Origin of the sequence: Pseudoalteromonas sp. MER144-MNA-CIBAN-0113, from assembly GCF_040308965.1 — a bacterium.
Lineage (GTDB): Bacteria > Pseudomonadota > Gammaproteobacteria > Enterobacterales > Alteromonadaceae > Pseudoalteromonas > Pseudoalteromonas tetraodonis.
Genome location: NZ_JBEOOG010000010.1, coordinates 48,350 through 64,366 on the forward strand (window position 1 = coordinate 48,350; position 16,017 = coordinate 64,366).

At 39.9% G+C, this 16,017-nt stretch carries 9 protein-coding genes; all 9 read right to left on the bottom strand.

What is annotated here, in order from left to right; translation table 11 throughout:
* Position 1: 1 nt before the first annotated feature.
* The 9 genes from uup to AAEY57_RS04375 all read right to left on the bottom strand — a co-directional run bounded on the left by uup (position 2) and on the right by AAEY57_RS04375 (position 16,006).
* On the bottom strand, positions 2-1,915 hold the full coding sequence (gene uup, locus AAEY57_RS04335) for an ATP-binding cassette ATPase Uup (RefSeq protein ID WP_350606581.1): 1,914 nt from the start codon (positions 1,913-1,915) through the stop codon (positions 2-4).
* Between the two features lie 15 nt (positions 1,916-1,930).
* Positions 1,931-2,170, bottom strand: a complete 240-nt coding sequence (locus tag AAEY57_RS04340) for a glutaredoxin family protein (protein ID WP_016900376.1) — start codon at positions 2,168-2,170, stop codon at positions 1,931-1,933.
* On the bottom strand, positions 2,163-4,280 hold the full coding sequence (rlmKL, locus tag AAEY57_RS04345) for a bifunctional 23S rRNA (guanine(2069)-N(7))-methyltransferase RlmK/23S rRNA (guanine(2445)-N(2))-methyltransferase RlmL (protein ID WP_024603050.1): 2,118 nt from the start codon (positions 4,278-4,280) through the stop codon (positions 2,163-2,165). Before rlmKL ends, AAEY57_RS04340 begins: the two co-directional genes overlap by 8 nt.
* A gap of 90 nt (positions 4,281-4,370) precedes the next feature.
* A complete protein-coding gene (locus tag AAEY57_RS04350; RefSeq protein ID WP_013465028.1) occupies positions 4,371-4,901 on the bottom strand; it encodes a cell division protein ZapC in 531 nt (176 codons plus the stop codon).
* Positions 4,902-5,032: 131 nt separating this feature from the next.
* Complete coding sequence (pyrD, locus tag AAEY57_RS04355; RefSeq protein WP_024603052.1) at positions 5,033-6,043, bottom strand: quinone-dependent dihydroorotate dehydrogenase; 1,011 nt, start codon at positions 6,041-6,043, stop codon at positions 5,033-5,035.
* 106 nt (positions 6,044-6,149) lie between these two features.
* On the bottom strand, positions 6,150-10,991 hold the full coding sequence (locus AAEY57_RS04360) for an NAD-glutamate dehydrogenase (protein ID WP_350606586.1): 4,842 nt from the start codon (positions 10,989-10,991) through the stop codon (positions 6,150-6,152).
* A 210-nt stretch (positions 10,992-11,201) separates the two neighbouring features.
* A complete protein-coding gene (locus AAEY57_RS04365) occupies positions 11,202-13,523 on the bottom strand; it encodes an efflux RND transporter permease subunit (protein ID WP_008112056.1) in 2,322 nt (773 codons plus the stop codon).
* On the bottom strand, positions 13,523-14,518 hold the full coding sequence (locus AAEY57_RS04370) for a WD40/YVTN/BNR-like repeat-containing protein (protein ID WP_350314492.1): 996 nt from the start codon (positions 14,516-14,518) through the stop codon (positions 13,523-13,525). The genes AAEY57_RS04365 and AAEY57_RS04370 overlap by 1 nt, the downstream gene beginning before the upstream one ends.
* A gap of 123 nt (positions 14,519-14,641) precedes the next feature.
* Complete coding sequence (locus tag AAEY57_RS04375; protein WP_013465033.1) at positions 14,642-16,006, bottom strand: DUF1329 domain-containing protein; 1,365 nt, start codon at positions 16,004-16,006, stop codon at positions 14,642-14,644.
* Positions 16,007-16,017: the final 11 nt, after the last annotated feature.

Here is a 16,017-nt window from a genome sequence, read left to right on the forward strand (position 1 = left end):
ACTACTGATTCTTTAATTCTTCAAGTTCTTCCCAACGCTCAAAAGCGGCTTCAAGGTCAGACTCAAGTTGGGCTAAATGGTTCAATTCCTTAGCTGTTACATCACTGTCTTGCTTGAAAAAGTCTTCGTGACTTACTCGTTCTTGTTGTTTTTCAAGCTCAGCTTCAAGTTGTTCCATTTTATTAGGTAGTTGCTCTAGTTCAAGTTTTAATTTGTAAGAGAGTTTATTTGCTTTGTTATTACTTTTAACGGGTGCCGGCTCTGGTTTTTCAACCTTTTTAACTGGCTGCTGTTGCTGCTTCTTTTCTTGCTCTGCTAAATAGTTGGTATAGGCTTCATAATCGCTGTAGCCGCCAACGATATCTGTTACCTTGCCGTTACCCTCAAAGGCCCATACACTCGAACACGTATTATCAATAAACTCACGGTCATGGCTAACTATCAGCACAGTACCTTGGTATTGATTGATGATATCTTCTAGTAACTCTAACGTTTCTATGTCTAAGTCGTTGGTAGGCTCATCAAGAACCAATATATTGGATGGCTTTAAGAATAACTTAGCCAGAAGTAATCTATTTTTTTCACCACCTGAGAGCGCTTTTACGGGGGTACGAGCACGTGCTGGCGGGAACAAAAAGTCTTGTAAATAACCTAATACATGGCGAGAACGCCCGCCCATCATGACCTCTTGCTTACCCTCAGCTACGTTATCTTGAACGGTCGCTTCTTCATCAAGCTTTTCACGGTACTGATCAAAATACGCAAACTCTAAATTAACACCTTGCTTTATTTCGCCACTGTCTGCTTTTAAATCTCCAAATAGAAGCTTTAATAAGGTCGTTTTACCAATGCCATTGGGGCCGACTAATCCAATACGATCACCACGCATAACCAAAGTAGAGAAGTCATCAGCAATTATTTTATCTTTAAATGCATGGTTTAAGTGTTTTGCTTCAAACACTAATTTACCTGAACGATCAGCCGTTTCAATATTGAAATCGGTTTTGCCTACTTGATCAACGCGTTTTTTACGCTCATTACGTAATTGTTTAAGCTCACGAACTCGCCCTTCATTACGAGTACGACGCGCTTTAACACCTTGGCGGATCCACGCTTCTTCTTCCGCTAAACGCTTATCGAACAATGCATTTTGCGTTTCTTCCACTTTTAAATCATGCGCTTTTTGTTCTAAGTAAGTGGCATAATCACCTGGATAAGAAATTAGTTTACCGCGATCTAAATCTAAAATACGTGTTACAACGGCGCGAATAAAAGCACGGTCATGCGATATAAATACAATCCCGCCTTTAAACTCTTTTAAAAATTGCTCTAACCACATTACACTTGTCATATCTAAGTGGTTGGTAGGCTCATCGAGTAATAATAAATCAGGCTCGCTCACTAGCGCACGCGCAAGTGCAACTTTACGTAACCAACCACCAGAAAGTGATTCTAGTTTTGCATCGGGGGTTAATTCTAGTTGGGTTAAAACCAGTTGAATACGGCTATCAAAACGCCAGCCATCAGCTGCTTCTAACTTATTTGATAAGCGCTCTAGTTTGTTGAGTAACTGATCAGTACAATCTGTTTGCAATTGTGTACTTACATGATGAAAATCAATCAGTAAGTTAGCAATTTCAGGCATACCTTGGGCAACATAATCAAATACAGTGCCGCTTGCGCCTTTAGGCGGATCTTGTTCTAAACGCGATATTTTTAAACTACCGACTTGGTTTATTTCGCCGTCATCGAGTATTACTTGGCCATCTAAGACTTTTAGAAGCGTTGATTTTCCTGCACCGTTACGCCCTACAATACACACACGTTCACCGCTTTCTATAACCGCATCGGCATTATCTAATAATGGGTGCGTACCGTAGGCTAATTGTGCTTTTGAAATTCTAATTAAATCCATAATTAATCTTTACTCTTATTCTGCTTGCGCTAAAAACTGCTGCGCCTGAGGTGCAGTAAATGGCCAAAACAATTGCTGACCTTGTTGATTTTTTAAAACCGGAATACTGATTTGATACTCTAAAATTAATGAGTCATCGCTCATAATATCAATAAGTTGTAATTCATCAGCTGATGAAAGTAACGGTTTTAACAGTTGCTCTGCTTGCTCACACAAGTGGCAACCGTCTGTGTGATATAAAACCCACTTAGCCATGTTTAATTAACCAGCTATTATGAATTTTTTTATTACGTTTAAAATCGGGAGATAAGGTTTTTTCTGAAATATTTTCCGCTTTTAAGCCTAAGCCCATTAACCCTACTTCGTCCATCACAAAGCCGCGTTTATTGTTAGAAAATATAAGCGTACCCGATGGGCTCAATATTTTTTTAACCCAAGTTAACAGCTTAATGTGATCATTTTGTACATCAAACGCATCTTTCATTCGCTTAGAGTTAGAGAATGTTGGAGGGTCTAAAAAGATCAAGTCGTATTGGCCTTGTGCATGCTCTAGCCATTTTAAACAGTCGGCTTGCTCAAACCGATAACGTGTATTGCTAATATCGTTAAGTGCAAAGTTATCTTGCCCCCATTTTAGGTAGGTTTTAGATAAATCAACGGTAGTAATTGCTTTTGCACCGCCTAATGCAGCATGAACCGACGCTGTTCCCGTGTAGGCAAACAAATTTAAAAAGCGTTTATCTTTTGCATTTTCTTGAATGTAACGACGCGCAAGACGGTGATCTAAAAATAGTCCGGTGTCTAAGTAATCAAATAAGTTAACTTTAAACTTAGCACCAAACTCCTCTACCACCATGGTTCTGTTTTGCTTAGCCATCGGGGTATATTGTTCTTCACCTTTTTGCTTTTTACGTACTTTTACCGCAATGTTTTCAGGTGCAATATCCAGTTGTTGCGCTGTTAAGCTAATAACATCTTGCAAGCGTTTTTCTGAGGTTTTTTCATCAATTTCTTTTGGTGCTGCGTATTCAAAAATAACCGCTGAATCACCATAAATATCAACCGCAACGTTATATTCAGGAATATCCGCATCATACACGCGATAGGCATGTACTTGATTTTGTTTAAGCCAATTTTTTAAGCCTTGCTTATTCTTTTTCAAGCGATTAGCAAAAGCCATTGAGCCTTCAAAGTTTAAAGCCGGTTTGTCATCCGTGGTAAGACTCACTTGCTTGTCATCAAGTTGATACAAGTTTAATTCAACATCAAGTGGACCATTTTTAAATTTATAACGTTTTTGCTTCACCAATTTAAGCAGTTTAAACAAGCTTTCATCCATGCCTAATAAAGCTAGTTTCCAGTGGTTGAAGTGTTTTTTAAAGCCAACACCTAAACTGCGATGTAAGTTAACCAGCTCAGCCATAGAGCCAATTCGCTCACCATAAGGTAAATTAGAAATAACAACACCCGGCAATTTAGCAACCGCAGTCAATTTAGTTGCATCGCTTTGTTTAAACTTAATTACCGTATCAAGTTCTGCGCGCTGCGCATTGGCAATGGCTTTATCAAGGACATTTGCGTCGTAATCATGGCCAATCAACCACAATTTAGGATCGGTAATATTTGCTAAAAGCTGCTCTTTTAGTTCTTTAAACTTTGCTACTCTAAAGCTAGGTAAACGTTCAAACGCAAAGCCTTCACGAAATAGACCTGGCGCTTCATTACGCGCCATTCCAGCGGCTTCAATTAAAATAGTTCCAGCACCACAACAGGGATCAAATAAAGGCTGATTAACATTTTCAAGCCAGCCACTGCGCTTAATAATTGCTGCAGCTAAATGTTCTTTAATTGGTGCTTTACCTTGACCTTGACGGTAACCACGCTCTGATAAACGCGGGCCTGAATAATCAATATAAAGTGAAACACCATGGCGATTTAAACGTGCAACCACTCGTACATTCGCATCTTGCTTATCAACATTTGGGCGCTGTTCATACAGATCATTAAAATAATCAACAATCGCATCTTTAATCACTAACCCTGAAAACTGGGTATTTTTAAGCGAGTCGTTTGTGCCATTAAAGTCAACCGCAAAGGTTTGCGTAGGCCCAAACCACTCTTGCCAAGGTTGTAAGCGTGCAAATTTATACAAGCTGTCTTTGTCATTTACGCCTTCTTTTTCTTCAATAAGCATAAGTACACGCGTAGCAAAGCGTGTTGATAAACACACCTTTTGCGCTAGCAATGAGTCAGCCTCAAAGCGAACAGAACCCACAGTTTGTTTTGACACCGTAGCGCCAAGCTCTGTAAGTTCATCAACCAATAAATTTTCGATTCCGATAGAAGTAAGTGCGATAAATTGCAAAGTAAAAACCCTTAATAGCTAATTGCGCGGGATTATAACATAGGTTTGCGTACAAATACGCCATAAACACGGTGGGAAAACTAAATTAGATTAAGCGGTTTGACTATCGTACTGTGAGATAATAAGCGGGTGAACACGGTTGTTTAATACGCGGATCACTTCAAACTGTGAGAGTGATAAATTATCGTCAAGCGCAAAGGTTTCGCTTAAATTAATACACACAGAAGCATCAGGGCAATGCTCCACAATTAAAAACTCGCCAGTTTGAGATTCAGAGCTCAAGTTGATAACGGCTTCAGTACTAGGTGTTGTACCCGTGTAGGGTTTAAAAAACCAACTTTTAGCTAAAACGGGCTTTAATTGAAACTTAACCGCGGTGGCATTGAGCGCTATTTGACATAATTGCGCAGGATTCCATAAGTTAAACTGCTCGAGGTAATAATATACCTGCTCATAAAAAGCGGCGTCTTCTAAACTAAAGTAAGGGTTTTTAAAGGTGCAATCTGTTAATTGCCTTAGTTTATAAGGGGTGCATAGTTGCATATCGTCATTTAAATCAAGCAGTAAGCGGTTTTTTTCAGCACACGCTATCCACTGCCATTGCTTTGACGCTTGTAACATTTGCTCCTCCCTACTTAGTACTTAAAAAAATAAAATAAGACAATAAGCTTAGAGTATAGCTGCTTTTGACCATTTTTAAAACGTCTTTTTAGAACATTTATCGAACGATCAAAAGCTTACATAACTGATCCTTATAAGTCGTTAATGATCGACTTGACCAATTGTGGTCCTTTATAAATAAATCCAGTGTAAACTTGAATCAAATCAGCCCCTGCGTTCATCTTCTCTTTAGCCGATTGAACGTCATCAATACCGCCTACACCAATGATAGGTAATTGATTATTAGTTAAACGTTTTAGTTCAGAAACAATATGAGTTGAACGCTCTCTAACCGGAGCACCCGATAACCCTCCTGCTTCATCAGCATACTGCTGACCTTGCACTAGGCTACGCTCAAGGGTGGTATTTGTGGCAATCACACCATCAATTTTATTCGTTAATAGTGATTCGCTCACTTGTTCAATTTGAATAGGATCTAAGTCTGGCGCAATTTTAACCAGCATAGGTACATTTTTATTATGCTTGGCAATTAAATCTAACTGCTCATTTTTTAAACTTTGCAATAGGTCATCTAATGCTGCGCCATATTGTAAGTCACGCAATCCTGGTGTATTCGGCGATGAAATATTGACGGTTATGTAAGATGCATACTCAAACACTTTACGCATACAGTGAATGTAATCATCTTTGCCCTGCTCATTTGGTGTATCTTTATTTTTACCAATATTGATACCTAAAATACCATCGTATTTAGCTGCTTTAACATTGTTAACTAAATTATCAACACCTTTGTTATTAAAGCCCATGCGATTAATAATTGCATTCGACTGTGGCAATCTAAACATACGTGGCTTATCGTTCCCCGCTTGAGGACGCGGTGTTACTGTACCCACTTCTACAAAACCAAACCCCATTTGGGCGAATGCATCAATACACTCGGCATTTTTATCAAGACCAGCGGCAAGCCCTACGGGATTTTTAAATTCGAGGCCTAAAAAGTTCACAGGCTTATTTGCCACGCTTTGTGACCACGCGGCACTTAACGGTGTATTAGCAAAGCGACGTAAGTTATTAAGAGCAAAATCATGGGCCCACTCCGCATCACGGGTAAACATAAAACGGCGAGCTAAATCGTAAAACATGAATATAATCCTCTTAAAGTTGTAGACAAAAAAATACCTCAGACAAGGCTGAGGTATTATATAACAAAAAACTGTTTAACGATTAATTTTAATCAGTTGCAGTTTATTACTTTGCAGAGGTATCACAATTGTGGCCTAGTAACATAAGCTCTCTAAGTGCAACTGAGAATTTTGCAAAGTCATGACTTTGCGATGTTTTAAATTCAGTTAGCATTTGTTTCCAGCGCTGTAATAACAGATCTTGGCTATCCATCCACTGTTCAATTTGGCCATCAACATCACTATTATCACCTTCAAAGCTGTTTAACACTACTTCAGATAATGTACGTTGTTGCCAATCTAACTCTTCACGATATGAAGCACGCGCAAGTGCTTGCCAATGGTTTGAAACAGGTTGATTAGTAATTTGGTCTAAGAACCAATGTAGCCCCATTTGCGCACCAAGTTTGAAGTAAGTGTGCGATACCATATCGATTTTACGATTAGAGTTTTGCGCAATTTGTGTCAAGTCCATTACAGAGAACAAGCTTGATAACGATACAATACGCTGAGCAATCTCAACCGGAACACCGCTTTGCGTTAGCTCTTCACGTGCACTTTCTATACGATCGCTTTCTGTTTTCACGATGTATTTAGTTAAGTTTTCACTTAAATCGGCAAACGTTGGTGCAAATGCTTCAATTGATTGCTTAATGGTTTGTGCTTTCGTACGATGACGTAAGAACCAACGAGTTGCACGACGAACAGTACGACGTAACTGGTACAACATTTCTGTTTGTACGTTAGACGGTATCTTGTTATCTAAATCACTAATCGATAACCAAGTGTCACGCATTTGGAATATTTCACTTGCGATTGAATAACATAATGCAATCTCAGCTTCGTTTGCACCTGTTTCTTCATTCATACGCACCATAAAGTTTAAGCCCATATCGTTAACAATATTATTTGCTAACTTAGTGGCAATGATCTCTTTGCGTAGTGGGTGATTATTCATAGCATCGTTAAACTTCTCACGTAATGGACGTGGGAATGATTTAACCAATAACTGACGATAGTAAGGGTTTTCGGTAATTTCGTCGGTTACTAATGACTCTTTAAGAACCATTTTCGCATAAGAGACCAACACTGAAAGCTCAGGACGTGTTAAATCTCTGCCTGCGGCAGCACGCTCTGCTAACTCCTCATCCGTCGGAATAAACTCAATCGTACGGTCTAACTTGCCCTCTTTTTCAAGCGCATGAATAAAACGAATTTTTTCTTTAAGCGTTGAAGTCCCTTTTGATTGGGTAATCGATAAAGTGTGTGTTTGACGATAACAGTCTTTAAGCACTAATTCAGATACTTCGTCGGTCATTGAGTAAAGTAACTCATCACGTTGCTTACGTGTTAAATCACCTTCGGCAACTAAACCATTAAGTAAGATTTTAATGTTTACTTCGTTATCTGAACACGCAACACCGCCTACGTTATCGATAAAGTCAGTATTAACACGGCCACCTTTAGCTGCAAATTCAATACGACCTAACTGGGTTGCCCCTAAGTTACCGCCTTCGCCAAAGACTTTAGCGCCAAGGTCTTTACCATTAATGCGCAGTGCATCGTTTGCACGGTCCCCTACATCCGCATCTGTTTCTTTAGAGTGCTTAATGTATGTACCAATACCGCCATTCCACAATAAATCAAACTCCATCATAAGTGAGGCTTTGATCAATTCATTAGGCGTCATGCTGGCTTTTTTAGTGCCCAACATTTTTTTCATTTCTGGGCTTAGCGTAATCGACTTGGCTGCACGAGAGAACACACCACCGCCGCTTGAAATTAACTCTTTGTTGTAATCTTCCCATGATGAACGCGGCAAATTAAATAAACGCTCGCGCTCTGGGTAAGAAGCAGCTGCATCGGGGTTTGGATCCACAAAAATATGTAAGTGGTTAAACGCCACTTGCAAACGAATGTGCTTTGATAACAACATACCATTACCAAATACATCACCGGCCATGTCACCAATGGCAACGGCAGTAAAGTCTGTGGTTTGACAGTTAATATCCATTTCACGGAAATGACGCTTAACAGACTCCCATGCACCACGCGCAGTAATACCCATTTTCTTATGGTCGTAACCTACTGAACCACCTGATGCAAACGCATCACCTAGCCAGAAGTTATATTCGATTGCGATACCGTTCGCAATATCAGAGAAAGTCGCAGTTCCTTTGTCCGCTGCAACCACTAGGTATGCATCATCTTCATCATGACGAGTAACATCAACAGCAGGTACAACTTCGCCGCGCTCAATATTATCTGTGATATCTAATAAGCCACGAATGAAGATTTTGTAACATTCTTGGCCTTCTTTGATAAACGCTTCGCGCTCACTAGGCAGTTGTTTACATACAAAGCCACCTTTTGAACCAACCGGTACAATTACGGTGTTTTTAACCTGCTGCGCTTTTACCAAGCCCAAAACTTCAGTACGGAAGTCTTCACGACGGTCTGACCAACGTAGGCCACCACGCGCAACTTTACCAAAGCGTAAATGCACACCTTCAACACGCGGCGAGTAAACGAAAATCTCAAACGCAGGAACAGGCAGTGGTACTTCTGGAATTAAACTTGGTTGAATTTTAAGTGAAATATATGACTTAAACTTACCTTCACCATCTTTTTGGAAGTAGTTTGTACGCAGCGTTGCAACAATCATATCAACGTATAAACGGATAATACGGTCATCATCAAGATTCGCTACGTTTTCTAACTCTGCATAAATTTCTAAGCCTAGTTTTTCAAGTGTTTTAGCACTTGCAGGACTTTTAACTGAGAATTTTTTAGCAAATAAATTAACGATTTTAGCCGCGATGTGTGGGTAATTAGCAAAGGTACTTTCGATGTACGTTTGCGAGAAAGTTACCCCAATTTGGCGCATGTATTTAGCGTACGCACGTAAAATTGATGCTTCGCGACCGGTTAACCCACCCATTAACACTAAACGGTTAAAACCATCGTTTTCTAAACGATTTGCCCACACACTGGTTAGTGCGGCACGAAAACGTGCGGAAATTTTATCAAAATCGGCCATCCCTTTGCTATCAATCAGCATTGAGAAGTCCATGATCCAATTAATGCCACCATCACTGGTTTTAACTGAGTAAGGTGTTTCACCTACAACACGTAAACCAAAGTTTTCCAGCATTGGCATCACATCTGATAAGTGAATTGGCTCATCTTTGTGGAATAAGCTTAAACGAACAATATTGCTGCTCGCCTCTTCTTGTGGACGATAAAACAACATCTCAAGTTTGTTGTCATCGTTTAGCATTTCTAGCTTTTCAATATCAACAACAGCGGCACTTGGAAGTACTTCTTCTTTGTATGAACGTGCAAAAGCGTTGCAGTATTTACGGTTTAATTCGTTACCACGTGCTTCACCAGCAGATTCTAGTAAGGCTGATTGGAGTTTATCTTCCCAGGTACGAGCGGCTTCAATTAGATTATTTTCTATGTCTTTCACGTTATATTCAATATTGTTATCGGTCACACGAACGGTGTAATGAGTACGCGCCAGTGTTGACTCTGAGAAATAGGTAGTAAATTCGACTTTAACGTCAGAATTAAATGCATTCGCTAAAATAGCCTGCGTTTCGCGGCGCAGCGCCGTGTTATAACGTTCACGTGGTACATACACCATACAAGATAGGAAGCGACCGTATGCATCTTTGCGAACAAATAAACGACACATGTCGCGTTCTTGAATTTGTAACACGCCCATAGCAACTTCAAGTAGCTCATGTTCGCGAGCTTGCACTAATTCGTCACGTGGGTAGGTTTCTAAGATGTTTAATACCGCTTTGTATGCATGTGTACCCTTAGCAAAATCACACATATCCATAATGCGATTAATCTTGCTTTTAAGAACCGGGACATCAGCAGCGCTGTTGTTATAAAAGTTAGATGAGAATAAACCTATAAAACGGTCTTCACCAATCACATTACCTTTGTCATCAAAACGCTTAACACCCACATAATCAATATAGGCTGGGCGATGAACTCGAGATAATGAATTGGTTTTTGTTAAAATTAATAAGTTACTACTACGTGCTTCTTGACGAGCCACTTCAGGTAACTCAGAAAGCAAACGTGTATGCTCAGCATCTGAGTTTTTCATTAACCCTAAGCTGGTATCCATTTTACCTTTTAATTGATAATCACCTTGGACTGGCGAAAGCTCATATTGGCGGTAACCCATTAATGTAAAGTTGTCTTTTACTAGCCAATCTAAGAACTCAACGGTTTCATTTATTTCGTTATCATTTTTATCTTTGTGGCTTTTAGGTAAGCTTTTGCTAACTGCGATTAGTTTTTCGCGAATAGGCTGCCAATCTTCAACCGCAACCGATACATCAACGAGTACAGATTCAAGTTCTTTTTTGAAAGACTCAATAACAGTAGCATCTGTTTGACGGTCAATTTCTATGAAGAATACTGTTTTTGTTGATGTTGATTCTTGCTCTGCTTTTAAGCTTGATAACCCTGATATTTTATCGTTTTTATCCCGTTGAATTTTCAGTGGGCTATGTAGAAGTAAGTGAGAGGCAATGTTTTCTCGTGTCATGGCCATACGCACAGAGTCAACTAAAAATGGCATATCTTTAGCAATGATCTCTACAATGGTATGCGATGACTGCCAGCCATCTTTTGCCACTTCAGGGTTGAAAACGCGAATAACTGCGTCATCTGATGTATTTTTTTCTAGCGAATTCCAAAGGCTAAGTGCAGCACCATATAAGTCACTGTCGTTGCGATTTGCCAAATCCTCTTTAGACATATTGCTGTACAAGGCTTTGGCGAATTTCTCAACGAGTAACACATTATCAGCGCGAACTTTTTTCTGGATAAGCTTACAGACGTTATCTAAAATAACCGAGGCTTGGCCTTCATTTCGTGTCATTGTATGTTCCTTAATCTATCACTGCTAGTTTAGCAGAGTATTTGTACAGCCATTTATTAGCGTGGAGTCAGTTAAATTCTAACCCTTTTGAAACTAATAAACAGCCTTTTCGATGAAAACATTTTAAGCATTTCAGCTATTTGGTCATCTATTCACAAAATATAGATATAAATGGCCATTACTGGCCATTTTGGAGCAAATTTATTCACCTTATTTTTTCTGGTCAGTCCAGAGCAAGCTGCCAATTGCAGGTAAAAGTAACACTGCGCCCAACATATTTACTAAAAACATGAAGGTAAGCAGAATTCCCATATCAACTTGGAACTTCAAATCAGAAAAAATCCACGTACTTACACCAATCGCTAATGTAATACCGGTAAATAACACCGCACTACCACGTTCAACTAATGCATTACGATAAGCAATACTCAATGGTACGTTTTGTTTTAACTGCCCCATCATCGATGACAAAATATAAATACCGTAATCAACACCAATACCTACACCCAGAGCAATCACTGGTAACGTTGAAACAGTCAGACCAATCTCAAGCTGTACCATCAATGCTTGTGCAAGGGTTGATACTATGTACAAGGGTAATACCACCGCAATTGTTGCTTTTACACTCTTAAAACTAAGTAAGCATAAAATAATAACCGCACCGTAAACATAGAGCATCATGGGTATTTGCGCTGCTGAAACAGACTCATTTGTTGCCGCCATAACACCAACTGGCCCTGATGCCAATTTAAAGGCAAGTTTATCTGTGCCCTCTTCATCGGCAAATTGTTTTACTTTTGCAATCACGTTATCAATTGTTTGTGCTTTGTGATCGTCTAAAAATATAATCACCGGCATTACCGAACAATCACCGTTTAATAACCCTGTACTGGTTTCTACACGTGACGTTGATTGCACTAAGCTGGCAGAATTGCGCGGCAAACTTTGCCACTTTAAATTGCCCTCGTTGTAACCGGCATTGACTGATTGTGCCACTGAGCTCAGGCTCACCGCTGACTGCACGCCCGCTAAGTTTTCAACTTTATATTGAAAACGCGATATACGTTCCATTACATCGTGCTCTGTACAGGCCGCAGGGTATGCTTCCACAATCACTTTTAAAATATCAGACGAAATGGTGTATTTGTCCGATATTAAAAAGGTATCTTGGTTATAACGTGCATCTTGGTGCAATGATGGTGCCCCAGCATGTAAATCACCAATACGCATTTTGTCTGCTTGCCAATAGCCCAGTGCAAATAAAACCAGAGTGAAACCAATAATGATTTTTGCTGTTTTTGGGTCGGTTGCTTTAACCAACAAATCGCGCATTGCATCGAGTATGTTCGGTTTATTAGCATCACCTGATTGAATATGGATGCTGTTTTCAAAGCGCATATACGACGCCCACACTGGCAACAAAATCAGATTAGTAAATATAATCACTGCCACACCTAAACTCGCAGTAATAGCAAGTTCACGAATAATACCGATATCAATGGTTAATAGGGTTAAAAAGCCAACCGTATCAGATAACAACGCAATCCCGCCAGGCACAAGTAAAGCCCTAAAGCTTGATTGGCAACATATTGCTGTAGACTTACCTTCAGCAACCTTTTTACCAATGGCATTAATCATCTGCACACCGTGGCTTACGCCAATAGCGAACACTAAAAATGGCACTAAGATAGACATAGGATCAAGACCGAAGCCTAAGCTAGAAAGCAATCCTAACTGCCAAATTACCGCAATAATTGAACACACAATCGGTAAGATAGTAAGTTTTAAGCTGCCACAAAATAGCCATACCATGACAAAAGTAAACGCAATTGCAATGGCAAAAAATAATACAACCCCTTTTGCGCCCTCGGCTATATCGCCGGCCATTTTTGCAAAACCAATAATATGAATACTGATCTTTTCGGTACTTAGAGGCTCACGAATTTCGCTTTCTAATTTTTTTGCAAAAGCGAGAGTGTCTAATTTTTCTTGTGTTTGCGGATCAGTCTCTAACAGTTGGGCGGTGACCATGGCACACGAATAATCGCTTGCTATCATACGACCCACTACTTTGGCCTTTTCAATGTTCTCTTTAACAATTCCTAAGCCTTGCTTATCGGCTTTAAAGTTGGCTGGTATAATAGGCCCGCCAGCAAAGCCATCTTCAACGACTTCAACAAAGCGAGCACTAGGTGAAAAAATTGAATTTACTAAGGGACGATTTACTCCTGGAATAAAGTAAAGTTGGTCATGCACAGCTTTTAATTGAGTAAAAAATTCAGGGTTAAAAATATCACCACTGTCATCACATACTGAAATTAAAATACTATTAGCGCCACCAAACTGTTTCTCATGTTTAGTGTATACCTTCATGTATTCATGATTGAGCGGGATATTTTTATTAAATGACGCATCAAGTTGAATCTGTGTTGCTTTAAAAACCAATAAACAGGTGATCAACACAAAACTTATGAGCACCACTAAGCGGTGTCTAAAAATCGCTTTTTCTAAGAAATCTAAAATTGCTTGCATTAAGGGGTCAACTCCTTCACTTTAATGCCATTTTCTGTCGCCAGAATAAGTCTATCTTTAACAATTACACCATCAAGTATTGCCTTACCATCGGCCAATTGCTCGTATGACAACTCATCATCTTTTAGATGAAAAATAACACCGCTATTAGCCAGTAATAGCCATTGTTTATTGTTGTAGTTGATAATGCTATTAATAGTGGCGGTTTTGTCATTTTCTAAATGCTGCCATTGTCCACTGTCGGTTTTATTTACGAAAATATTACCGCGTAGCCCTGCGACGATTTGTTGCGATGAATCAGAAGCAAAACCAAAAAACGAGCCAGGGTAAATTTCATCTAAACGTTGCCAAGTTTGGCCATCGTCATCACTTTTTGCCATTAAGCCCATCTCTCCCACTAGCATTAAACCCGAACTAGTCGGTTCAATGCGATTAAAGTGAGGTAATATAGACGAGGTTTCTATTTCGTAACCCTCAGGATCGGTTTGTTTTAAATCGTTTAAGTACGCTCTATCTTCACTAAATAACAGTGAATCTAAAAAGCGTTTTTGCCAATGTTCGCCGCCATCACTGGTTTGATAAAACATACCGTAGGCGCCCACGGCATAACCATGTAAATCGTCTTTAAAATAAATATCTAAACAGGGTTTATCAAGTGAGAGCTTTGCTTGTTGTAACTGCCAGTTCTCACCACCGTCGGTGGTATTTATAATTGTGGCGTCATGTCCACATGCCCAGCCATTAGAATCATTAGTAAATTCAACCGCTGTTAGTAATACTTGTGTAGGCACTGATTGTGCTTGTTGCCAATTGTTACCATCAACACTTTTAATGACCGTACCGTGCTTACCCACAGCAATGAGCCCTGCTGAGGTTTGTGTGATATCGGTAAGGAGTGTTTTATCTGCATTAATCGCGCTAATCGCACTTAAAGGTGCGTCTTGTGCAAAACTCGCACCGCTTAGAATCAGGCTGGCATAGACCAAATACTTCATAAATTAAATTCGCCTTGAACTGAGGATTTGTTTGTCTGTTATAAAGAGGAAAACCTGTGCGTTAATAGACAAACGCGATGTGAAAGAAAAAAGCACCTAGGAAACTAGGTGCCTGCTTTTATACTATCTGCCAGCGCGACGTAAAGCGCTCGATGTGAACTCATTATCATTAAATGACTGAGAAAAATCATACATCTTTTCTTGGTTATCTAAACCAATGGCTAAGTAGCGACGTGAGTTAAGGTCGTGGTAAACCTCAAGCGTACTCCACTGAGTCGGTACTTCGTAGTAGTTAAGGCCATAAGCCATTGCTACACGATACAGTTGGTCGCGATTATCGTAAATATCGGTAACATGTACTTGCCAGCTGTCTTCATCAATGTAGAACACACGTTTTTTATAAATATGGCGCGTGTCATCTTTTAAGTTTGCTTCAACAACCCACACACGGTGTTTTTCATAACGTGTATGCTCTGGGTTGATGTGGCCCGGCTTTAAAATATCATCATAGGTTAGCTTATCACTATGAAGCTTGTAGCTATTGTATGGGATGTAAAGCTCTTGCTTGCCTTTTAGCGTCCAGTTATAACGATTTGGTGAGCCGTTAAACATGTCAAAATCATCGGTAGTACGTAAGCTATCTGCTGCTGTACCCGGAGCATCATACGCTACATTAGGTGCACGACGAACACGACGCTGACCTGAATTATACGTCCACGCTTGACGTGGTGTTAATATTTGATCCATGGTTTCATGTACTAACAATGCCGTACCTGCCAAACGTGCTGGCTCTGTCACTTGCTGTTTAAACTTAAACAAAATATTAGAGTCTTGCAGCTCAGCAGGCGTTGCACTTGGATCAGAATATTTAACTAATAGTTGCTCATCAAAGCCAACATAGTTGTACGACCCCGATGCCGTTGGCGCTGCTTGACCACCAAAGCGCTCAATTGATTGACCACGATAGCGAAGTAAATGGTTCCAAATTGCTTCTAAACCCGTTTTAGGAATTGGAAATGGAATACCAATTGCTGTGTTCTTAATGCCGTTACCGCCTTCAACTAATTCAGCTGTAGTAGCAAATTTCTTTGTCGCATCGTATACAAACTGTGGGTATGATGCTGAACGACGTGTTTTGTAAATAGGCATTTTAAACGTATCTGGGTACGCTTCAAATAATGCTATTTGCCCAGGGCTTAAATTTTCTTTGTACTTATCAATATTGCTTTTATCTATAGTAAACAATACTTTATCGGTTGCATAAGGGTCTAAGTGGTGCATACCCGGTTCATAACCTGCTGGAGCAGCAGTAATACCGCCATTCCATGCTGGGATTGAGCCATCAGCATTCGCTGCTTTTTCCGCACCAATTGGGCTTAAGTCTTTACCAAGGCGCGCAGCCTCTTCTGGGCTAATTTTAGCCAGCGCTGCGTGGCTTGCAAACAAACTACAAAACGCTGTAGCAAGGAGGGTAGGTTTTTTAATCATAATAATGTTAC